This is a genomic window from Ferrimonas futtsuensis DSM 18154, assembly GCF_000422645.1.
Taxonomy (GTDB): domain Bacteria; phylum Pseudomonadota; class Gammaproteobacteria; order Enterobacterales; family Shewanellaceae; genus Ferrimonas; species Ferrimonas futtsuensis.
Genome location: NZ_AUGL01000011.1, coordinates 36,421 through 58,044, shown reverse-complemented (window position 1 = coordinate 58,044; position 21,624 = coordinate 36,421). Strand labels below are relative to the sequence as shown.

Below are 21,624 nucleotides of genomic sequence, written 5' to 3'. Positions count from 1 at the left end.
ATCAGGACAGTGCTTTTTTTCACCAACGGACGCAAGCCATGGACGCCGCTGCCTTATCTCGGGTGCAATGCACCAAAAATGACCATGATATGCACCAATTCAGTGCAATAACGCGTCCCTCCATCCCCCTCTCCTGTAACAAACTCTTCATAATCAGCCACTTATTTTTTTGGCACACCTCTGGCATAAGAGGTGACAGAAACTTAGGGGCGCAATCGCCATTTGGAGGTAAATCGGATGTCTGTCGAACACGTATTAGAACTGATTAAAGAAAATGATGTGAAGTTTGTCGATCTGCGCTTCACCGATACCAAGGGTAAAGAGCAACACGTCTCCCTGCCCACCCATCAGGTGGACGAAGATTTCTTCGAAGAGGGTAAAATGTTCGACGGCTCCTCCATCGCCGGTTGGAAAGGGATCAACGAGTCCGACATGGTCCTGATGCCCGACCCGGCCACCGCGATTCTGGACCCCTTCACCGAAGAAGCGACCCTGAACATCCGCTGCGACATCATCGAGCCCACCACCATGCAGGGCTACGACCGCGACCCCCGCTCCATCGCCAAGCGTGCCGAAGGCTACATGCGCAGCGCCGGTTTCGCCGACGAGGTGTTCTTCGGTCCCGAGCCCGAGTTCTTCCTGTTTGACGACGTGAAGTTCCACACCGACATGGCCGGCTCCATGTACCGCATCGACGCCGAAGAGGCCAGCTGGAACTCCGCCAAAGATTACGAAGGCGGCAACATGGGTCACCGTCCCGGCGTTAAGGGCGGCTACTTCCCAGTGGCCCCCGTAGACTCCTCTCAGGACCTGCGCTCCGCCATGTGTCTGGTCATGGAAGAGATGGGCCTGACGGTCGAGGCTCACCACCACGAAGTGGCCACCGCCGGCCAGAACGAGATCGCCACCAAGTTCAACACCATCGTTGAAAAGGCTGACGAAATTCAGATCTACAAGTATGTAGTGCACAACGTGGCCCACGCCTACGGCAAATCCGCTACCTTCATGCCCAAGCCTGTGGTTGGCGACAACGGTTCCGGCATGCACTGCCACCAGTCTCTGCTGAAAGATGGCGTCAACCTGTTCGCTGGCGACAAGTACGGCGGCCTGTCTGAGACCGCCCTGTACTACATCGGCGGCATCATCAAGCACGCCCGTGCCATCAACGCCTTTGCCAACGCGTCCACCAACTCCTACAAGCGTCTGGTTCCCGGCTTCGAAGCCCCGGTCATGCTGGCCTACTCCGCCCGTAACCGCTCCGCGTCCATCCGCATCCCTGTGGTACCCAGCCCGAAAGGCCGTCGTATCGAGGTGCGCTTCCCCGATCCTACCGCCAACCCCTACCTGGCCTTTGCGGCCATGCTGATGGCTGGCCTGGACGGCATCAAGAACAAGATCCACCCCGGCGAAGCCATGGACAAGGATCTGTACGACCTGCCTGCCGAGGAAGCCGCGGAGATCCCAACCGTTGCCGCCTCCTTCGCCCAGGCCCTGGAGTGCCTGGACGCAGACCGCGAATTCCTGACTGCCGGTGGCGTATTCTCCGATGACTACATCGACTCCTACCTGGAGCTGAAGCGCGCCGAAGTCGAGCGCCTGGACATGACCACTCACCCTGTTGAGTTCGAAATGTACTACAGCTGCTAAACCCAGCGGTCTGAGAAAGCCCACCTGTTCAGGTGGGCTTTTTTGTGGCTGCTACACTGAGAAGCAGGCTCTCGAGGAGGAGAAAGGATGCGAACCCTCTTGCTGTTACTGCTGTTGGGCGCCTCTGCCCAGGCTGCCGTCTACCGGTGGGTGGACGCCAATGGGGTGGCCCACTACAGCGACCTCCCCCCCAATGATCAGGCCCGCCCAGTCCCGATCCCCCCTGGCAGCCGCGTCCCTCTGCGCGCCTCCTCCATCCCGGACCAAGGACAACGCTCTGCCGAGGCGGCAGCCCCAAGCTACAGCCTGGCCATTCTCAGCCCGCAGCAAGACGCCACGGTACGCAGCAACGTGGGCAAGCTGACCATCAGGGTGGCCGCCGACCCCAAACCCGCACCGGACCACAACCTGCACCTGCTGGTCGACGGCCAGGCGCACCCGGTCCAGGGCCAGAGCCTCACCCTGAACAACCTGGACAGGGGCACCCACCAATTGCAGGCGGTGGTGGTGGATCACCGGGGGGCAATGTTGGCTCAAAGCCCACCGGTCACCATCCACCTGCACCGCCAGTCCAAACTCTTTGGCAAACCTCGCCATCAACAGCCGCTGCCCTAGAGCGAAATTGTCTCGATTTAGGGCCCCCTCCGCTTCTCGCTGTTGATGTTTGTTAATCTGCCCGGTGCCCTGGACTGAATGGATAATTGGCAGGGCTCTTGCAACACCTCTGACCATCAGTGCAAAGCCACGCCACCCGGGGCCCTGAACAGGCAGGTTCCCCAATTTGGGGCAGACACCACCCCAGGGTTTGCACCAGATTGGTGCAATGGTATCTTAGCCTAAGGATGCCCAAGGAGTTTCACCGAAAATGGCCGATATTCAGGAAGCAAACCTGCTCAATCACCTTAACACCGCCCTGCTGGTGGTGAACCGCACCCTGGGCGTGGAGTACGCCAACCAGGCCAGCGAGCAGCTGTTCGGCCTCAGCCAGCGACGCCTCGGCGAACTGACCCTGGGTGAATGCGTGTCCCACCTGGGGGTGAAAGCCGCTCAGCTCAAAGAGAACCTGGCCGACAATCAGGCTGCCGCCTTCTACGCCATGAGCCTGGCGACCCTGGAGGGGCACCACCATACGGTGGACCTGTTTCTGACGCCCCTCTCACCCGGCAAAGGGTTGCTGGAGATCCGGGTGATCGACCAGCAGCAACGCATCAGCCAGGAGCTGCACCAGTACGCCCAGCACCACGCCGCCCAGTTGCTGGTTCGGGGACTGGCCCATGAAATCAAGAACCCCCTCGGGGGCCTGCGGGGCGCCGCCCAGCTACTGGAACGGCAGCTCGAGGAGGCCAGGCTCAAGGAGTTCACCGGCATCATCATCGAACAGGCGGACCGGCTGCGCGGCCTGGTGGACAAATTGTTGGGCCCGCAGAAGCCCGGTCAGAGAGAGCAGGGCAACATCCATCGAATACTGGAGCAGGTGGCCCGCCTCTGTGCCCTGGAGTTTTCCGACCAGCTGAAGTTTGTCCGGGATTACGATCCCTCAATCCCGGATTTCGACATGGACAGGGACCTGCTGCAGCAGGCGGTATTCAACATCGTCCGCAACGCCGCCCAGGCCCTGGAGGGTCGAGGCACCATCACCCTGAAGACCCGCACCTGCAGTCAGATCACCATCGCTGGCAAGCGCCACCGCATGGCGGTCGCGGTGAGCATCATCGACGACGGCCCGGGTATCGACGAAAAACTGAAAGACACCCTGTTCTACCCCATGGTCACCGGGCGCACAGAGGGCTCGGGGCTGGGACTCTCCATTGCCCAAAATGCCGTGGCCCAGCACCAGGGACGAATTGATCTTGATAGCTGGCCAGGTCACACCGCCTTTACCCTGGTCCTGCCGCTGATTACTGCCAAGGAGGAGAAATGACCGAGCAACTGTGGATTCTGGACGACGACAGCTCCATCCGCTGGGTGGTCGAACAGGCGATGATGGCCGAAGGGATCAGCTGTGCCAGCTTCGCCAGTGCCGACTCCCTGTGGGAGGCGTTGGGCGAGTCTCAGCCCAGCGCCATCATCAGCGATATTCGTATGCCGGGCACCGACGGTCTGACTCTGCTGGAAAAGGTTCAGCGGCAATACCCGGATCTGCCGGTGATCATCATGACCGCCCACTCGGATCTGGACAGTGCCGTCGGCGCCTATCAGGCCGGTGCCTTCGAATACCTGCCCAAACCGTTCGACATCGACGAGGCGGTCACCCTGGTACAGCGTGCCCTGGAGCAGGCCGCAAGCCACAAACCCACGGTGGCCGAAGAGACGGTGCCCGTTCCTGAGATTATTGGCGAAGCGCCGGCGATGCAGGAGGTGTTTCGCGCCATCGGTCGTTTGTCCCGCTCCACCATCAGCGTACTGATCAACGGCCAGTCCGGTACCGGTAAGGAGCTGGTGGCCCATGCCCTGCACAAACACAGCCCCCGGGCCAGCCGTCCCTTCATCGCCCTGAATATGGCCGCCATCCCCAAGGATCTCATCGAGTCTGAGCTGTTCGGCCATGAGAAAGGGGCCTTCACCGGCGCCGCCGGGGTCCGTCAGGGACGGTTCGAGCAGGCGGACGGCGGCACCCTGTTCCTGGATGAGATCGGCGACATGCCGCTGGATGTGCAGACCCGGCTGTTGCGGGTGCTGGCAGACGGTCAGTTCTATCGGGTCGGCGGTCACCAGCCCGTGAAGGTGGATGTGCGCATCATCGCCGCCACCCACCAGGATCTGGAGAGCCGGGTCACCGCCGGCGAGTTTCGGGAGGATCTGTTTCACCGGCTCAACGTCATCCGGGTCCATCTGCCAGCCCTCAGAGACCGACGCGAAGACATTCCGGCCCTGTGTCGTCACTTCCTCGCCCGGGCGGCATCCGAGCTGGGGGTGGAGCCCAAGCGTCTGCACCCGGATACCGTCGAAAGAATGGTGGCGCTGCCCTGGCCCGGCAACGTGCGTCAGCTGGAGAACAGCTGCCGCTGGCTGACGGTGATGGCGTCGGGTCAGGAAGTGTTGCCGGCAGACCTGCCGCCGGAACTCCATCCCGGCGGCGAGGCGGCCCCCATGCCTGTGGGGGCAGACTGGCAGAGTGGCTTGGCCAACTGGGCCCGAGACGCCCTGGCGTCGGGCCAGCGGGAGCTGCTGACCACCGCCTTGCCTCAGTTTGAGAAGGTGATGCTGGAAACCGCCCTGGCGCACAGCGGCGGCCACAAGCAGGAGGCGGCCAAGCTGCTGGGGTGGGGGCGCAACACCCTCACCCGCAAGCTGAAGGAGTTAGGACTCTAGTCCCGACCCGGGCTGAAACCCGGGCACCACCTCCTGGGGATCCTGGTGGACGATGACATCGCTGTCGGGGAAGTGATCGCGAATGCGATCCTCCACCGACTCGGCGATGTCATGGGCCTCCCTCAGGGAGAGGTCGCTGTTCAGTTCGATGTGCAGCTGGACAAACAGCATATGGCCGGAGCGACGGGTACGCATGTCATGCAGCCCCAGCACCCGCTCATCCTCGCGGGCCAGCTCCTCAACCTTCTGACGCACCTCTGGCTCCGCTTCACTGTCCAGCAACAGCTGGACCGCTTCGTACCCCAGGGTCACCGCGCCATAGCCGATATACAGGGCGATCAGCACGGAGAACACCCCGTCCGCCCACAACATCCCCTGACCGGCAAGCATCAGGGCCACCAGTACTGCCAGGTTGAGCAGCAGGTCCGAGCGGTAATGCAGGGCATCGGCGGCAATGGCGGTGGAACCGGTCACCTTCACCGCATGACGCTGCACCGCCAGCAGGGCCAGGGTCAGGACAATGGCAAATACCGACACCCCGATGCCCACATTGCCATGGGTGAGGGCCGCCGGCTTCAGGATGCGATCCACCCCATGGAACACCAGCAGGAAGCTGGATCCCAGAATGAAGCCAGCCTGGGCCAGAGTCGCCAGGGGCTCCGCCTTACCATGACCAAACCTGTGCTTGTCATCGGCGGGCTGAATCGCCAACCTCAGCGCCATCAGGTTGATCAGCGAGGCCGCCGCATCCATCAGGGAGTCGGTCAGAGAGGCCAGCATGCTGGCAGAACCGGAGTAGAACCAGGCGATCAGCTTGGCCAGAATAAGCACCGAGGCGGTCGCCACCGAGGCACGGCTGGCCCAGGTGACCCAAAACTTGTAATTGTCACTGACAGGTTGTGGCATGGTCTGTCCATAAAACGAGGGGTGAACTGTGGCAAGTGTACCAGTTGCCGCGGAGACCCCAATGAAAAAAGGGTGGCAATTGCCACCCTTTTTGTTGATTAACAATGAAAACTAAAAACGGTCTTCGAAGCGCTTCATGCGCTCGGCGCGACGCTCCTCCAGTTTCTGCTTCTGCTCGGCGGTGAGCAGCTGCATGATCTGATGTTTCACCTTCATCTGTTTAAGCTGCACCTCTGCCATCTTAGCCTGGCGAACGGCGATCATCTCCCTGGCGGCCTGCTCGTCAAACTCCGCCGCCAGCATCAGCTGATGGTGACGTTCCATCTGCGCCTTGATGGTGTCGGGGTCGCGCTCTGGGCGGTCTGCCTTGGCTTTGTCCAGGATATCCTTCACCTGCTGCTTCTGTTCATCGGTCAGGTCCAGGCCACGCAGCATCCGCTTCATGTGCTTGCCGCCAGCTCGACCATGGTGGAATTCTCCCCCCTGCTCCTGATGGTAGCCCTGGCCATGGTTCTTGGCTGAGGCAGAAGAGATAGCGGTCATGGAGAGCACCAGACCCGCTACGGCGGCCAGGGTCAATGTCTTAGTCAATTTCATGAGTCTGTCCTTCTGTTCATCTGGGTGTCTGGTCGTCTTGGTACGCTTTCAGTCTATTCCTCCGGAGGTCAGGCAACTGCAGTCGTGAGTAAAACTGTGTAAAGTAGAGTCAAACGGACTCTCAGGCCGCGTTAGGCTTACGGCTTCAAGGGTTTTTTGGAGGGCAAAAATGGGCAAGATTCTTCTTGTAGAAGACGATCTGGATCTGTGTGAACTGCTGACCGAATTGCTGCAGATGGAGGGGTATCAACCCACCTGCTGCCAAAACGGCCGGGAGGGACTGGAACTGGCAATGAGCGGCAATTTTGATCTGCTGTTGCTGGACGTCATGCTGCCAGAGATGAATGGCTTCGAAATCCTGAAGGAGCTGAGGAAACACAGCCGCATGCCGGTGCTGATGCTGACCGCCCGCGGTGACGACATCGATCGGGTTGTGGGGCTGGAGATCGGCGCCGACGACTACCTGCCCAAGCCCTTTAATGATCGGGAGCTGGTGGCCCGCATCCGTGCCATCCTGCGCCGCACCCAGGAGTGGGATCCTTCCGACCACATTACCGACAACGATCTGGTGGTCAGCCCCGGCCGTCAGGAGGTGTGGTACCGTGAAGAGCTGCTTCCCCTGACCTCCACCGAGTTCTCCCTGCTTCAGGCCCTGCTCAACCATACCGGCGAAGTGGTGGCCAAGGAGGATCTCAGTGTCAGCGTGCTGGGCAAGAAACTGATGCCCTTCGACCGCAGCCTGGACATGCACCTGTCCAATTTGAGGCGTAAGCTGCCCGAGCGCCAGGATGGCCGTCCCCGCATCAAGACCGTCAGGGGCAAAGGCTATATATGGCTCGAGTAGAGGTCGCCCTTCCCAACCGACTCTTCCTTAAGCTGCTACTGGCATTCTGGATCACCACCAGCCTGATCGTTGGATCGGTGATCCTGCTGCCCAAAATTCTGCAACCCCAGGAGCTGCAGCCCCTAAAAACCTGGCAGCAGGAGTTTCTACTCAAGTCGGCCCGCCGCATTGAAGCCCTGCCCATTAGAGACCTGAACCGCTTTGCCGACATGATGCGCCACCGCATCCACCCCAAGGAGGGGCGAGAGCGTCGGCCACCCGGGCCCGGGGCTGGTCCCCTGCGCGACGAACGCTTCCGCTTCCACCTGCTGACCCTGGATGGCCGCCCATTGGGCCACGAAGCCAAGCGCCTGCCGAGGGCGGCACGGCGTTTCCTGCTGGAAAACGACACCCTCTCCCCCATGGCGTTCTACAGTGTTCGCTCGGTGATCTTTGGCCCGGAGCCGCTGACCCTGGCCGGGCAACCCACCCTGCTGCTGGTGGAGATGAAAGCCTCCCATCCGCGCAGCTGGATCATCTACCTGCAGGAGAACCCCTTCGTGTTCGTACTGATGGTGGCTCTGGTGTCCGGGGTGATCTTTGGCTTGGTGGCCTGGCACTTCGGCAGACCACTCAACGCCTTGCGGCTGACCGCACTGCAGCTGGGACAGGGCGATCTGGACGCCCGGGTGGAGCCTAAGATCCTCTCCCGACGAGATGAAGTTGGCCAGTTGGCCCGCAGCTTCGACACCATGGCGCACTCGGTGAGTACCCTGGTGCGCGAGCAACAGCGACTGATCTCCGACATCTCCCATGAACTGCGCACCCCGCTGACCCGGATCCAGTTGGCGTTGGCGCTGGCCAAGCGCAAGGGTCAAGAGAGTAATGAGCTGACCCGACTGGAGCAGCAGGCGTCGCAGATGGAGGGGATGATCCAGGAGTTGCTGCAACTCTCCCGGCTCAACAGCCAGGTCACCGACACCAAGAAATGGCTGAACCTGGAAAAGACCCTGGAACGGGTGGTGGATGGCGCCGCCTTCGAAGCGGAGCAGGCAGGCAAATGCCTCGAGGTGGACCTGCCTGAGGGGCTGACGCTCAACGGCAGTGACACCCTGCTGCAGCGCGCGGTAGAGAATCTGCTGCGCAATGCCATCCGCTACGGCAATGAACGGGTCAGGCTGAGCGCCTGGCGCTGGGGAGAGAATGTCTGCCTGCGGGTCGAAGATGATGGCCCCGGCGTGCCCGACGACCAACTGGATGACATCTTCAAGCCCTTCCACCGGGTCTCCAAGGCCAGGGATCGCCAGAGCGGCGGCTGGGGGCTGGGCCTGGCCATCGTTCAGGGGGCGGTTACCGCCCACCAGGGCCTGATCAAGGCAGAGATTGGTCCACTCGGTGGCCTCTGTGTCACCCTGACCCTGCCCACAGAGTGAGACTTGCGGGCCCCTGGGACCGCTGTCATACTGGCCCGCCCTGACCATCAGCCTGTGAAAACCATGTTTGAGATCGCCCTGTATGAACCGGAGATCGCCCCCAATACCGGCAACATCATCCGCCTCTGTGCCAACAATGGCTGCCACCTGCACCTGATTGAACCCCTGGGGTTCGATCTGGAGGAGAAGAAGCTGCGCCGGGCTGGCCTGGATTATGGGGATCTCACCCGGGTCACCCGTCACGCAGACTACCCCAGCTTCCTGAAGGCGATGACCGGCAGGCGCATCTTCGCCCTGACCACCAAGGGCAGCCGCCCCCACATCGAGCCCCAGTACCAGCCCGGTGACGTGCTGCTGTTTGGCCCGGAAACCCGCGGTCTGCCGGAAGCGGTGCGCAATGCCATCCCCGAGTCCCAGCGGATCCGCATCCCCATGCAGGGCACCAGCCGCAGCCTGAATCTCTCCAACGCCGTGGCCGTCGTCAGCTACGAAGCCTGGCGCCAGCAGGGGTTTGCAGGCGCCCTGTGATCTGAAGAGCATTCTTTCGTAATTTCAACGTTGTATCGTTGACGGTATATGGGCTTGCTGATAATTTGACCAACCAGAATCTGACCCATCGTCTGTCGCCCCGTTGTATCCGGCACTGACTCAGAGCAATGTCGGAAGGTTAAGGTCAGCCTCAAACACACCGGAAGATTACGGACAATCTTCAGCAAGGAGCAAAAGGATGCGCTTCAAGACATCCAGCCTGGTCGCCTTCTCTCTATTTGGTCTCATCGCATGTGGTGGCGGCGGGGGCGGCAGTGAGCCCACACCTCCGACGCCCCCCACGCCCGAACCACCTGCCACAGTCAAAGAGCACTTCACCATCGAGGGCGAAACCCTGGGCACTCCCCTGGCCAACGCCCTGGTGACCGCCACCTTAGGCGATGACAGCTTTACCGCCAACACCGATGATAGCGGCCACTTCAGCCTGGCCATGGAATATGACGCCGGAACCCTGGCGGACAGCGACATGGTCCAGCTCACCGCCAAAGGCCAGGGCAGTCAGTCTCACATTGAGTTGGCCGCCATTTTGGGCTCATTCGGTACCATCAAGAATCAGGCTGGCGAGGATCTGGTGCTCAGCACCGATGAATCCCATCGCAGTCAACTGAGCCACCTGGGCACCGCCACCCTTTTGTGGGCCAAGAACAGCGCAACGGACTTGGACAGTGATGCAGCACTGACTCGCGCGGAAGCACACCTGTCCAGTCAACGAGTCTGGGACCTGGCGGCCACCATCAGAACCCTGGCGGAAAACCCGGACTTTACGCCGGCAGAGGGCACCACCCTGTCCCTGTTCAGCGCCGCACCCCAATCACTCAACTCGCAGATAGAACGAAGCCTGGTGAACCTGGGCTGGATGGGCAACGCGGGCAATATCGACCCGGAGTTCAAAAAAGCCCGGGAAACCGCACGCTGGACCCTGCTGGATGACGATGGCATTCAAGCAAGTTTTACCAACGATTCTCTGGTGGGCACCTCCCTGTTCTCCTTTACGCCGGCCGAAGGCTGGGTAGCCAATATGGGCTATGTCGCCCAGCTGTCTGAAGATGGCAAGGCAATGCTCAACTACAACGGTGGCACTCCTCGTTTTATCGAAGAAGATGTCAGTGGTACATGGCGACTTGATGAAAAAGGCACGCTGGAGATCGCAGTGGCCCAAGAGCCTGAGACACTCTTTTCCCGCCTCAACTACGAACAGGTGGTTGAACGTTGGGGCCAAGCCGTCGCCGACGCCCTGCCCGAAGGACAGGCGAGCTATTCACTGACCACCAAAATCACCCAGGAGCCGCTGAGGATCTCCAGGCTGACAGGCAGTGATGAAGTGGCGGTCCTTCGAGGCCGTAAAGTCACCCTGGAGCTGGACACTGAAAGTGTCCCCTGGGAGGGCGAACTGCCCAGCTACGTCGACAGCGAGCAGAGCTTTATGATCTGGCAGACCCTGCCTGAACAGCCCAGCCTATGGACCTCATCCCCCAGCGGCGCCTGGGCCCTGTCCATACCGGACGACGTTCCCATGCTCACCTCCGACCCCAGTGGGTTGGTGGAGCAGGTGGTCACTCGCGTTGTGGCTCTTTCAGCCAACAGCCAACTCCTGGACAGCCAGGGGAAGAGCATCGGCCAGTGGGAGTTCGAGAACGGATCATTGAAGCTTAACCTGGACTCCGGCTGGGAGATGACCTACACGCCGGTGGCAGAGAACTCTGGCCTCTACAGCGTCATGCACATCGCGTCTAAGGCGGGCCATCGTCAGAGTAACCTGAGCTGGATGGCTCAGTTCACTCCCGAGCAAGCAGAGTTGGAAAAGAGCCTTATTCAGACGCTGCCCATGGTTGTGGGCTCCTTCTCGCGCGATTGGTCTCAATACTGGGGTGGACACACCCAGGCTCACATAGAGTCGATCAGCGGCTACTTGCTGGAAGCCGGCGGTCGTACCCATACCATCAAATCCAAAGACCTGGATGACAACCATGACCGCACCAGAGAATGGTACTTCTCTGCTTCCAACTGGTCAGAGGGTTGGCAAAAGCTGGAAGCGCTCGGTGAGCACAGTTATGGTTTTGGTCAATCCACCAACCAGAGCTGGGGAACCCAGCTGCTTCAAGGGCAGTGGACCTCGATTCGCAAACTCGAGGATGGGCGCCAGGTGGTGATTGAACAGGCCATGGTCTATCGCGACTACTCTTACGAGGCGAACCAAGACATCTCTTACCTGAGTATTCCCCCCCGCATGGCGGTCCTGGCACCTTTGGACCTGTCTCAATTCGAGGAAGCCTACAAGCGATCCATGCAGCAGGGCACACTGGACGGCCTGAACTAACCACAACTGCACGTTTCAACGCCCGCCTCTGCGGGCGTTACTATTTTCAGGCCAGCAGCAGTGCCTGCAGCTCTCTCAGGTGGCGCACCTGGTAGTGGGGGGTGATCCCCTCAGGACAGGCATCGTCGTGATGATTGAGCCAGCAGGTATGGAAACCGGCGCGGTTGCCACCGAGGATGTCGGAGTGAGGGTTATCCCCCACCATCAGCACCCGATCGGCATCCGGGTGGGCCATCCGGGCTTTGGCATGATCGAAGATTCTCGGATCCGGCTTGGCGGCTCCCACCTCCTCGGAGATCACCACCAGGGAAAACAGCCCCTCCAGGCCATTTCTTTCCAGCCTCACCTGCTGAAGATCAGTAAAGCCATTGGTGATGATTCCCAGCTTGGCGCGGCTCTCCAGGGCCATCAGCAGTTCTCTCGCGCCAGGCAGGGGGCGACACACCTCCGCCATGGCCCCAAGGAAGGCGGCATTGATCTCGGCGGCGCTCATGGCCAGCCGTGCCTGCCAGGGTTCGAAGCGGACCTGCTGCACTTCCCGGGCGCCAATCTCCCCATTCTGATAGGCCACCCACAGGGGACGGTTGCGCTGCTGATAGGCCAGATACTCCTCCTTCGCGAAGGGCTGGCCTCGCTCGGCAAACAGGCGGGACAACCCGGCAAAGTCGTCGAAATGGAACAGGGTGTCGTCGGCGTCAAACAGGATCCAGTCGTAGTTCAATTCGGTGCTCCGCTATGGCTGATGATGGCCACTCTACACAAGCCAGCCTGACGATAGTAGCGCCGATGACAAAACAGAAGCTCCGGTATGGAACGGACAGGCACAGAGACCAACAACTCTTGGCGGCTCCCCGCCACGACACAGGGCTTAGACCCAGCCCCCTGGATGTTGGGAGAACCCACTTCATTTTTGCCGCTTCCGCAGGAGTCACCGGGTGGGGAGACGCCTGCTGGAGAGCGGGCGTTTCAACCCGAAATCCCAGAAGGATCCTCCTCGTGGTTACAGAATCGCAACAGGTTAATCCTTGGTGATTGCAAAACTCAGACGGGTTATTCCGAACAATTGTCGACCGCAAAAACCGTGACCTTGGTCAATAATTACCACCTATTTGCTACCTATACTCGGAAGGGACTGCCGGATTCAACAAAGATAAAGGAGGCGACTATGCCTGAGTATCGCACCGCGCAGATAAGGAACCTGGCCCTGATGGGCCATACCGGAAGTGGTAAATCCTCGTTGATTGAGGCCCTATTGTTCCGAGCTCATGCCATCGATGATCGTGGCAGGGTCGACAAGGGCACAAATCACGCCGATTTCACTGCCCAAGAACAAGCCCATCACCACAGCCTGGAACCCTCCTTCCTCTCCCTGGACTATCAGAAACACCACATCCACCTTATCGACACCCCCGGACTGGCCGACTTCTTTGGCCGTGCCCTGCTGCCGCTGCCCGCGGTAGAGTCGGTGATGCTGGTGGTTCACGCCGAGCGTGGCATCGAAGCGGTTACCCAACGCGCCTTCGAAGCCGCCCGCCATCAGGGCAAGGCGATCATCATAGTGATCAACCACATCGATGATCATCTGGACAAGCTTGAATCCCTGGTAGACCAGATCCAGACCCGTTTTGGTCATGGCTGCCTGCCCATCAACCTCCCCAACGCCGACGGCAACGGCGTGGTGGATTGCTATTTCGATCCTCAGGACACCCCAACTCTGTTCAACGACGCCGCATCAGTCCACGACGAACTGGTGGACACGGTGCTGGAGGAGGACGAGGCCCTGATGGAGCTCTATCTGGAGCAGGGGGAATCGGTCAACCCCGATCAGCTCCACGAACCACTGGAAACCGCCCTTCGGCAAGGTCACCTGGTGCCCATCTGCTTCACCAGTGCGGAGAAGGACATCGGCCTGTCCGCCCTGCTCAAGGTGCTGTGTGAAGTGATGCCCAACCCTAAGGAAGCCACACCACCGGCCTTCCTCAAGGGCTGGGGCGACGAGGAGCAACCGGTCACCATCACCCAGGATGCCAAGGATCATGTGTTGGCCCATGTGTTCCGGGTAGGCATCGACCCCTTCGTCGGCCGCATGGGCGTTCTGCGCCTGCATCAGGGCACCCTGAAGCCCGGTATGCGCCTGCTCATCGGCGATGGTCGCAAACCGTTCAAGGTAAACCATCTGTTTAAACTGCAGGGTGCCAAGCAACTCGAAGTGGAGGAAGCGGTCCCCGGCGACATCCTGGCCCTGGCCAAGGTGGACGGCCTGGAGGTGGACGCCATTCTCCACGACAGCCACGACGAAGACCTCTACCACATGCCCAAGCTGGATCTGCCTCAGCCCATCTTTGGACTGGCAGTGAAACCCAAGAAGCGCGGGGATGAGCAGAAGCTCGCCGAAGTGCTGCACAAGCTGGTGGCGGAAGACCCCAGCCTGCACATCGATCATCAGGAGAACCAGAACGAGACGGTCCTGCAGGGCCTGGGCGATCTCCACGTACAGATCGCCCTGGAGAAGGCCAATGAGGTGTTCAATGTGGATATGGATACCGCCAAGCCCTCTGTGGCCTACCGGGAAACCATCACCACAGATGCAGAGGGGATGCACAGACACAAGAAACAGACCGGTGGTGCCGGCCAGTTCGGTGAGGTGTCCCTGCGCGTCGAGCCCATGGAGCGTGGTGCCGGCTTCCACTTCGAAAGCCAGGTGGTGGGCGGCGCCATTCCGGGCCAGTTCATCCCGGCCGTAGAGAAGGGAGTGCGTGAGGCGATGAGTCAGGGCTTCCTGGCGGGTTACCCCATGCAGGACATCAAGGTGGTCGTGCTGGACGGCAAACACCACTCGGTGGACTCCAAGGAGATCGCCTTTATCGCCGCCGGCAAGAAGGCCTTCCTCGAAGCGGTCTCCAAGGCGGGGCCGGTGATCCTCGAACCCCTGGTGGACATGCATGTACAGGTTCCCCAGGAAAAAATGGGTGACATCACCGGGGACCTCAGCGCCCTGAGGGCCATGGTGTGCGGCACCGAAGCCCTGGACAACGCCCAGGTGGACATCAACGTAGAGGCGCCCCTGGCGGCGCTGGATGATTACGCCACCCGGCTCAAAGCGATGACCGGAGGCGAAGGCCAATACTCCATGACCTTCAGCCGCTATGAGATCGCCCCGCCCAATGTGCAGCAGTCGCTGACACCTTGATCCCGCTCACACCCCCTAAGGCGCCTGCGGGCGCCTTTTCTTTTGCCCGGCCGCCTCTGCTAAGCTGCACTCAGAGATTCCACAAGCTACCCGGCTGATCTCTAAGACGTTGTGCCGGGACACTTCCACAGAGAGACCATCATGAAACACTGGGCAATTGCGGCGCTGTGGGCGCTGCTGGGAGGCACCGCCATGGCAGGCGAATACCAGACCGACGCCATCTTCGGCATCAAGCAACTGGCCATAGGCCAGGCATCGGACAGCAAGGGACTGACTGGGGTGACCGTCCTGCGCTTTGACCAGGGCGCCACCGCCGGGGTGGATGTCCGCGGCGCCGCACCCGGGACCCGGGAAACCGACCTGCTTCGTCCCGAAAACCTGGTGGATAAGGTGCACGCCATCGTCCTTTCCGGCGGCAGTGCCTTCGGCCTGGACAGCATGAGCGGGGTGGCGCGCTACCTGGAAGAGCAGCAGGTCGGCTTCGACACCGGTGTGGCCCATGTGCCCATCGTCACCGGCGCGGTGCTGTTTGATCTGGCCCTGGGGGACGCCAAGGCCCGTCCCAATGCCGAGATGGGCTACCAGGCGGCCAAGGCCGCCCACCGCAAAGGGTTCGAGGAGGGCAGCGTCGGCGCCGGCACCGGAGCCAGTGTCGGTAAGATTGCCGGCATGCCCCGGGCCACCAAAAGCGGCATCGGCAGCTACAGCATCACCCTGGACAACGGGCTGATCGTCGGTGCCGTGGTGGCGGTGAACGCCTGGGGGGACGTACTGGAGGGCAATCAACTGCTGGCCGCCACCCGAAACCAGGCCGGCGATGCCTTTGTCTCCGGCACAGAACTGATCCTCGCCGGCGCCAACGCCCAAGGGTTTGCCGGACGCAACACCACCATTGGCGCCATCGTCACCAACGCCAGGCTCAGCAAGTCCCAGGCCCTGAAACTGGCACAAATGGGCCATGACGGTTACGCCAGAGCGATTCGTCCGGTGCACTCCATGTACGATGGCGACACCCTGTTCGCCGCCGGCACCGGAGAGATTCAGGTCCAGGACATCAATGCCGTCGGGGTGATTGCCGCCGAAGTGGTCGAAGAGGCGATCCACCGGGCAGTCAAAGCCGCCACCGCCGCCGGAGGCCTGCCCGCCAGTCGAGACCTGCTTCCCAGCCAGTAGCCCCCCCAAAAAAAACGGAGCCTGAGGGCTCCGTTTCTCTGTTACGGCAATTCAATGCCGAAAGCGATCACCAGGCTCTAACCGCGGCCGCCATGCCCATGGCCCGGGCCACCGCCCCCCTCACCGCCACAACGGTGTTCATTGCGGTATCCACCGTTATCGCCCGCTTCGATGGTCACAGTCCCGCCATCGCCATAGAAGGAGAAACCGGACTCGGCGTCCTCGTTGGTCTCAGGCTGGTCCAGGTGACCCAGACAGCTGTAACCTACCCGGTACTCCCCCTCGGGCAGGAAGCCCATACCAAATCCCCAGCTGCCGTCCGGCAGTTGATGAACATAGGCTGTGGCGATGGGCAGCACTTTGCCTGACTCCGCCTCCAGAGCCATATCATCCATCGCCTCAAAGCCGGTGTCAGCCGGGTAGAGATAGGCGGTGTGATAGAACACCCCTCCGTCGGCGGCCTTCGCGGCGTTGTCCGCTTCACAGGCCTCTATCCAGGCCTCGTCCACGCTGCCCATCAGGTGCCCCATGGTCTGGTTGTCCACCCAGCGCCAACCATGATGACCATAGCCATAGCCCTGATCCGGATCATGATAGAGCCCCTGACGCAGATCCATCTCCAGGGTAAAGCCGTGATGCTGGCCAGAGCCCAGCTCCATCTCCCCCAGGTCGATGTGACCCTGCTCCATGTGCAGGGCATGGCGCCCCTGGTGGTCATCCACGTAGGATCCCTGATCGCCACTGCCCGGCAGCATCTCCAACCTCAGGTGGTAGCGTCCCGCTGGCACAGGATGGTCCTCAAACAGCCAGTGCGCCCTGTCCTGCTGGTAGTCGAGCATGTTCACTCTGTGCTGGGACAGATCGATGCTGTGCACCTGCCCACCATTGACCGGAGTCAGCACCATGCGATGAAACGCCATCACTACGGACTCGGCGCCATCCAGAGGGGCATCAGACACCGCCACACTCAAGCTGGCCTGGGGCAACCCGGGATCTTGTGGTGCCGGTGAGGAGTCACTGCCACCGCAGCCATAAAGCAGTGGCAGCACTAAAAAGTATCTCGGATTCATGTTCATTCATCCCTGCTACATTAGGCGACGCTACAATGTACAAAAAAACACCAGAGATTGTTTTGATTCAGTCCGGCTAAACAGGCGAAAAAAGATCAAAAAAAGGGCCCACTAAAGGCCCTTTCTTTGCTAGGGAGTCAGAGTTAGAAACGGAAACCTTCGCCCTGAATGCTCACCTCGGTCACCTGACCATACTGACCGGCCACACCACGGATATCCTCCGCCTTGCCAATCATCACGAATTGCAGGTTCTCCTTGGGGAAGGCCTTGGCCACCAGGGTCTGAGCCTTCTCCAGAGTCAGGCTGTCCACCTGCTGCTGGAAGCCGTCGATGAACTCAGGGCCGAAGCCATAGAGATATATCTGACCCAACAGGGACGCCAACTGACCCGAGGTCTCGTACTTGGGTGGGAACTGCCCCTTCACATAGGCCTTGGCGGAGTCCAGGGTCGCCTGGTCCAGCCCCTGCTCCCACAGGCGGGCATAGGTCTTCAGCGCCAGATCCACCGCCGCCTGGGTGTTCTTGGTGGCGGTAAAAGTACTGATGACAAAGCTGCCGCTTTCTGAGTAGGTGGTAAAACGTGAGCGGGCACCGTAGGTCAGGCCGGCATTGACCCGCAGTTCATCGTTGAGCCAGGAGGTAAAGCGACCACCAAGGATGGTGTTGATCACCTGCAGGGACACGTAGTCAGGATCGTCACGGGAGATGCCTGGGCCACCGATGATGAAGGTGGTCTCGATGGCGTCCGGCTTGTCCACCAGCAGCACCTGCGCCTTGGACGGCTCAGGCAGCGCCTTGGTCAGCGCCGGCATGGTCGGGGTATCGGCACCGCGCCAGTCATCAAACAGGCCTTCCAGGCGCTGCTTCATCTGAGCGGCGTCGAAATCCCCCACCAGGGTGATCGCCATGTTCTGGGGCTGATACCAGCTGCCGTGGAAAATCTTCAGGTCATAGTTGTCCATCCCCTCGATGGCCGCGGCTTCACCGGCGGCGGCATTGGAGTAGGGATGCTCACCATAGAGCAGGCTGTCAAAGTAGGCGCCCACCACCTGGCGGGGGCTCTCTTTGCGCTGCTTCAACTGAGCGGCGTAACGGGCTTTGGCCTTATCCACCTCTTGTGCAGGGAAGCTGGGCTTGCGCAGCAGTTCAGCCAGCAGAGGCAGCATCACTTCGGCGTCCTTGCTCATGAAGCGCATGGAGACCGACGTCCCCTCTTTGCCGGCATAGGCGCCCAGCTCGGCACCCAGGCTGTCCACCAGGGCTTCCAGTTGCTGCTTGGTACGACGCTCGGTACCCAGCAGCAGGCCGTCGGCGGTCATGGTGGCCAGGCCGGGCACACTGTCGTTCACTGCCCCGGCACGGACGGTGACGTCGGCGGTGATCAGCGGGACACTGCGCTTCTCCATCAGCTGCAGAGTCAGGCCGTTCTTCAGGGTGACCGTCTCATAGGCGGGCAGGGTGAAGGGCTTGGTCTCGGCCATCTTGAAGCTGGGCGCGTTCACGGTTTCCACGGGTTTGACTTCCGCCTTGGGGGTGGTCTGGCTGCAACCGGTGGCCATCAGGGCGGCCAGGGACACGGCGAGCAGGGATTGAGTCAGGGTTTTCATCAGTCTTTATCCTCCTCGGCCGCCAGCACGCCCACGGTGCGGTTGGACTTCTTCAGGTAGGTCTGGGCCACCCGCTGCACATCTTCGCGGGTGATCTTGGCGTAGGCCTCGGGGGCGGTGTACATCTTCTTCCAATCTCCCTGGAACAGCTCGTAGGTCCCCAGGGTGTTGGCACGGCCGTTGATGGTCTCCAGGGTGTCGTAGAAGCCCATCAGCTTGCTGTTCTTCACCTTATCCAGCTCCTCCTGGGTCACCCCCTCCTGGGCCACCTTGCTGATCTCGGCGATCAGCGACTGCTCCAGGGTGGCAGCGGCGACACCGGGCTTGGCTACGGCAAACAGGTAGAGCAGGTTGGGATCAAAGCTCTGGGGCACGTAACCGTCCACGCCCAGGGCGATCTGCTGCTCATCCACCAGCGCCTTGTTCAGGCGGGAACTGTTGCCATCGATCAACAGAGACATCAGCACATCCAGGGCGTAGCTGTCCTGATGAGAGGTCTGAGGCACGTGGTAGGCAAACATCAGGTTGGGGCTGGTAACGGACTCCTTGCGTACATAGACCCGGCGTTCACCCTTCTGCTCCGGCTCTACAGTACGCACTTCGGCAGGGGGCGTCTGGGCTGGGATGGCTCCGAAGTAATGCTCGGACATCTGTTTCACCTGGTCGTAATCCACCGCACCGGCGATCACCACCACCGCATTGTTGGGGGCGTAGTAGGTCTTGTGATACTGCTTCAGGTCATCCAGGGTCCAGGCATAGATGTCGGACTCATGACCGATGACGCTCCAGCTGTAGGGGTGGGCACGGAAGGCGGTGGCTTTCACCTCCTCCTGCAAAGCGCGCCAATTAGAGTTCTCCAGGCCGGTAGTGCGCTCGGAGGCCACCACGTTGCGCTCACTTTCCACCATATTGGCATCGATGTTCAGATGGGCGATGCGATCCGATTCCAGCTTGAAGATGGTCTCCAGGGCTTCCGCCGGGAACCAGTCTGTGTACACGGTGACGTTCTCGGTGGTGTAGGCGTTATTGGCGCCACCGGCAGCCTCCATGGTGCGGTCAAACATCTTGGGGCCGTAGTTCTTGGAGCCGTTGAACATCATGTGCTCGAAGAAGTGGGACAGGCCGGTGATACCGGGCACCTCATTGCGGGACCCCACTTTCCAGAACAGGTACATGTTGGCATTGGGAATGGCGTCGTCTTCCAACACCAACACCTTCATGCCGTTATCCAGGGTAAAGCTCTTCACCTCGGACGGATCCGCCGCCTGTGTTACCACAGGGGCCACCGCCAGGGAGAGCGCCAAAGCCGGCGTGAGTAACTGTTTCACCGAACCGCTCCTTGTGACAGAAAAAAGTAGTGATGCATCATGCCAGCCACTGGCCAACAGAGCAAAAAAATTAACGGATTCACAACATCTTAGATAGGGCACACCCGAGAAGTGTTCAGGTATGTCTCTTTGGTTAGGGGGCTGCAGGCCACAAAAGTTCGCCGGCAGACCAACCCAGCCACCACGCTACTGGATGACCTGCGTGGGGACAAGGCTGGATAAGTTACGCTTTGTTAACGGCTTTCAAAGGGCAGAGGCAGCCCATGTTCATCGAAACGGCGCCGGGCCAACTGCAGCCTCTCCTGCCGGTCAGCACTGCCGGCTCCCGATTCCAGGGCGGCCACCAGGGTAGGGCTAAGCTGCTCTATCGCCTCCCGGAGCTCCCGGCTCCCGGCATAGTGATAGGCCGCCTGCAGCAGGGCCGCCCCCTCCACAGGATCGGCATCGGGCACCTCGTTATCGAAGATCGCCAGGCTGAATTCAAACATCGCTTCGGGCAGACCGGCATACCGGATCGCCTTGCGGTACAGGGCGCTGGCGCGAGCGGGGTCCGGGGTCAGCCTCTCACCATCGAGCAGGTGCCTGGCCAGGGCCGCCATGGCATCGGGATAATTCTGCTCCGCCGCCTGCTGCAGCCACTCCATGGCAGCGTCTGGCTCCTTGTGCTGCTCCAGCATCAGTGCCAGGTGGTACTGGGCCACCGGATAACCCGCCTGTGCCGCCTGCCGGGTATAACTGAGCGCCTTGTCCGCATCGCGCAGGTGGTGGTGATAGAGCACCCCAAGGTTGGCCATCGCTTCCGCCTGGTCCTGTTCCGCCGCCAGCAGAAGGTAATGCTGCGCCTTGGACAGGTCGCGATCGAAGGCGGTACTGGAGGAGAGGTAGAAGTAACCCAGCAGCGCCTGAGCCTCCGCCAAGCCAGATTCCGCGGCCTGTTGCACCAGGGTTTCCCCAAGGGCGGGATCGTCTTGGCCGCCATAGCCGTGGATCAGGGCGACCCCATACTCGAAGCGTGCCCCGGCATGATTGTCGCTGGCACGCTCAAACCAGTCTCCCGCCTGAGACAGGCGGCGCTGGGAGGCCTCGGTGTTGATGTCGGCACTGTCATTGGCCATGGCGAAGGAGAGCTCCCGCTCCCGCTGCATCAGCCCCTTGGCCTTGAGGGAGATCCCCACCAGGTACTGAGCCTCGGGGTCCTCCTCCATCACCGCCCGGTAACAGAGTTCGCGCCCCGCCACCTGGTCCAGGGGTTCAAACGCCCAGTCAGGGCAGGGGGCCGCCTTGAGGGTATGGTAGGACTCGGCCAGTACCGCGGCCGTCAGCTCCACCGACCGTTTCGCCAGATCCACCAACTGTTCCTGGGACAGGCGGTACTTCTCAGGGTGGGCGCCCTTGTTGCCCCCCTCTCGCAGCTTGTGCAGCTTGCGCGCCAGGCGCACATCGATGGCCCGGGCACGGTTGAGCACCTCAACCCGGTCGTAGAGATTCTTGCTCTTGAATTTGATCTCCACACAGCTGGCCAGAATCTCCACCAGTTTGTAGGCCACTGAGCGCAGGTGCACCAGGGCGTGGGTCGGCACATCCAGGCAGTAATTTCGCGCCAGCCGATAATCCTCCAGCAGGGCGGGATCCACTCGGCGAACCAGCTCCAGATCGTTTATGGCCACGTTGT

General features: G+C 61.0%; 17 protein-coding genes. 10 read left to right on the top strand and 7 right to left on the bottom strand.

All coding sequences use genetic code 11. The annotated features are described in order from the left end of the window. The first annotated feature begins 237 nt into the window (after positions 1-237). From glnA to glnG, 4 genes are all read left to right on the top strand, one after another. The gene (gene glnA / locus G505_RS0109355; protein ID WP_028109313.1) at positions 238-1,647 is read left to right on the top strand and encodes a glutamate--ammonia ligase; all 1,410 of its coding nucleotides are present in this window, start codon (positions 238-240) and stop codon (positions 1,645-1,647) included. 87 nt (positions 1,648-1,734) lie between these two features. Next, positions 1,735-2,262 carry a DUF4124 domain-containing protein gene (locus G505_RS0109350; RefSeq protein ID WP_028109312.1) on the top strand — a complete coding sequence of 176 codons (528 nt, stop codon included), beginning with the start codon at positions 1,735-1,737 and terminating at the stop codon, positions 2,260-2,262. Positions 2,263-2,521: 259 nt separating this feature from the next. After that, positions 2,522-3,568 (top strand): nitrogen regulation protein NR(II), encoded by a 1,047-nt coding sequence (gene glnL / locus G505_RS0109345; protein ID WP_211219961.1) that lies wholly within the window; start codon positions 2,522-2,524, stop codon positions 3,566-3,568. After that, positions 3,565-4,959, top strand: a complete 1,395-nt coding sequence (glnG, locus tag G505_RS0109340; protein WP_028109310.1) for a nitrogen regulation protein NR(I) — start codon at positions 3,565-3,567, stop codon at positions 4,957-4,959. The genes glnL and glnG overlap by 4 nt, the downstream gene beginning before the upstream one ends. Here the strand turns inward: glnG and fieF are convergent. Both fieF and G505_RS0109330 read right to left on the bottom strand, forming a co-directional pair. After that, the gene (fieF, locus tag G505_RS21165; protein ID WP_035385261.1) at positions 4,948-5,865 is read right to left on the bottom strand and encodes a cation efflux pump FieF; all 918 of its coding nucleotides are present in this window, start codon (positions 5,863-5,865) and stop codon (positions 4,948-4,950) included. The two genes, glnG and fieF, sit on opposite strands and share 12 nt — an antisense overlap. Before the next feature lie 111 nt (positions 5,866-5,976). Beyond that, positions 5,977-6,462 carry a Spy/CpxP family protein refolding chaperone gene (locus tag G505_RS0109330; RefSeq protein ID WP_028109309.1) on the bottom strand — a complete coding sequence of 162 codons (486 nt, stop codon included), beginning with the start codon at positions 6,460-6,462 and terminating at the stop codon, positions 5,977-5,979. A gap of 169 nt (positions 6,463-6,631) precedes the next feature. On the opposite strand from G505_RS0109330, the gene G505_RS0109325 reads away from it, so the two are divergent. The 4 genes from G505_RS0109325 to G505_RS0109310 all read left to right on the top strand — a co-directional run bounded on the left by G505_RS0109325 (position 6,632) and on the right by G505_RS0109310 (position 11,584). After that, positions 6,632-7,306, top strand: coding sequence for a response regulator (locus G505_RS0109325; RefSeq protein ID WP_028109308.1), 675 nt, complete (start codon positions 6,632-6,634; stop codon positions 7,304-7,306). Then, positions 7,294-8,718: an ATP-binding protein gene (locus tag G505_RS0109320; protein ID WP_028109307.1), complete on the top strand. Its 1,425-nt coding sequence runs from the start codon at positions 7,294-7,296 to the stop codon at positions 8,716-8,718. The genes G505_RS0109325 and G505_RS0109320 overlap by 13 nt, the downstream gene beginning before the upstream one ends. Positions 8,719-8,781: 63 nt before the next feature. Then, positions 8,782-9,246 (top strand): tRNA (uridine(34)/cytosine(34)/5-carboxymethylaminomethyluridine(34)-2'-O)-methyltransferase TrmL, encoded by a 465-nt coding sequence (trmL, locus tag G505_RS0109315; protein ID WP_028109306.1) that lies wholly within the window; start codon positions 8,782-8,784, stop codon positions 9,244-9,246. A 199-nt stretch (positions 9,247-9,445) separates the two neighbouring features. Next, on the top strand, positions 9,446-11,584 hold the full coding sequence (locus G505_RS0109310; RefSeq protein WP_028109305.1) for a hypothetical protein: 2,139 nt from the start codon (positions 9,446-9,448) through the stop codon (positions 11,582-11,584). Positions 11,585-11,630: 46 nt separating this feature from the next. Here G505_RS0109310 and yjjG read toward each other — a convergent pair whose 3' ends face one another. Continuing rightward, on the bottom strand, positions 11,631-12,305 hold the full coding sequence (gene yjjG / locus G505_RS0109305) for a pyrimidine 5'-nucleotidase (RefSeq protein WP_028109304.1): 675 nt from the start codon (positions 12,303-12,305) through the stop codon (positions 11,631-11,633). A gap of 444 nt (positions 12,306-12,749) precedes the next feature. Between yjjG and fusA the strand changes: the two genes are divergently transcribed. Beyond that, a complete protein-coding gene (gene fusA, locus G505_RS0109300) occupies positions 12,750-14,774 on the top strand; it encodes an elongation factor G (protein WP_028109303.1) in 2,025 nt (674 codons plus the stop codon). Positions 14,775-14,915: 141 nt separating this feature from the next. Further along, on the top strand, positions 14,916-15,947 hold the full coding sequence (locus G505_RS0109295) for a P1 family peptidase (protein WP_084643932.1): 1,032 nt from the start codon (positions 14,916-14,918) through the stop codon (positions 15,945-15,947). Between the two features lie 77 nt (positions 15,948-16,024). Here G505_RS0109295 and G505_RS0109290 read toward each other — a convergent pair whose 3' ends face one another. The 4 genes from G505_RS0109290 to G505_RS21160 form a co-directional block, all read right to left on the bottom strand. Continuing rightward, complete coding sequence (locus G505_RS0109290) at positions 16,025-17,023, bottom strand: DUF4382 domain-containing protein (protein WP_028109301.1); 999 nt, start codon at positions 17,021-17,023, stop codon at positions 16,025-16,027. Positions 17,024-17,160: 137 nt separating this feature from the next. After that, complete coding sequence (locus G505_RS0109285; RefSeq protein WP_028109300.1) at positions 17,161-18,624, bottom strand: M16 family metallopeptidase; 1,464 nt, start codon at positions 18,622-18,624, stop codon at positions 17,161-17,163. Further along, positions 18,624-19,952, bottom strand: a complete 1,329-nt coding sequence (locus tag G505_RS0109280) for a M16 family metallopeptidase (RefSeq protein WP_028109299.1) — start codon at positions 19,950-19,952, stop codon at positions 18,624-18,626. The genes G505_RS0109285 and G505_RS0109280 overlap by 1 nt, the downstream gene beginning before the upstream one ends. 233 nt (positions 19,953-20,185) lie before the next feature. Then, positions 20,186-21,619 (bottom strand): DUF4145 domain-containing protein, encoded by a 1,434-nt coding sequence (locus tag G505_RS21160; protein WP_051216033.1) that lies wholly within the window; start codon positions 21,617-21,619, stop codon positions 20,186-20,188. Positions 21,620-21,624: the final 5 nt, after the last annotated feature.

What these genes read in the sequence shown, in the direction of transcription:
- trmL (WP_028109306.1), top strand. Translation starts at nt 8,782, where the DNA reads ATGTTTGAGATCGCCCTGTATGAACCGGAGATCGCCCCCAATACCGGC.
- G505_RS0109330 (WP_028109309.1), bottom strand. Translation starts at nt 6,462, where the DNA reads ATGAAATTGACTAAGACATTGACCCTGGCCGCCGTAGCGGGTCTGGTG.
- G505_RS0109290 (WP_028109301.1), bottom strand. Translation starts at nt 17,023, where the DNA reads ATGAACATGAATCCGAGATACTTTTTAGTGCTGCCACTGCTTTATGGC.
- fusA (WP_028109303.1), top strand. Translation starts at nt 12,750, where the DNA reads ATGCCTGAGTATCGCACCGCGCAGATAAGGAACCTGGCCCTGATGGGC.
- G505_RS0109320 (WP_028109307.1), top strand. Translation starts at nt 7,294, where the DNA reads ATGGCTCGAGTAGAGGTCGCCCTTCCCAACCGACTCTTCCTTAAGCTG.
- G505_RS0109285 (WP_028109300.1), bottom strand. Translation starts at nt 18,624, where the DNA reads ATGAAAACCCTGACTCAATCCCTGCTCGCCGTGTCCCTGGCCGCCCTG.
- glnA (WP_028109313.1), top strand. Translation starts at nt 238, where the DNA reads ATGTCTGTCGAACACGTATTAGAACTGATTAAAGAAAATGATGTGAAG.
- G505_RS0109310 (WP_028109305.1), top strand. Translation starts at nt 9,446, where the DNA reads ATGCGCTTCAAGACATCCAGCCTGGTCGCCTTCTCTCTATTTGGTCTC.
- G505_RS0109350 (WP_028109312.1), top strand. Translation starts at nt 1,735, where the DNA reads ATGCGAACCCTCTTGCTGTTACTGCTGTTGGGCGCCTCTGCCCAGGCT.
- G505_RS0109325 (WP_028109308.1), top strand. Translation starts at nt 6,632, where the DNA reads ATGGGCAAGATTCTTCTTGTAGAAGACGATCTGGATCTGTGTGAACTG.
- fieF (WP_035385261.1), bottom strand. Translation starts at nt 5,865, where the DNA reads ATGCCACAACCTGTCAGTGACAATTACAAGTTTTGGGTCACCTGGGCC.
- glnG (WP_028109310.1), top strand. Translation starts at nt 3,565, where the DNA reads ATGACCGAGCAACTGTGGATTCTGGACGACGACAGCTCCATCCGCTGG.
- G505_RS0109295 (WP_084643932.1), top strand. Translation starts at nt 14,916, where the DNA reads ATGAAACACTGGGCAATTGCGGCGCTGTGGGCGCTGCTGGGAGGCACC.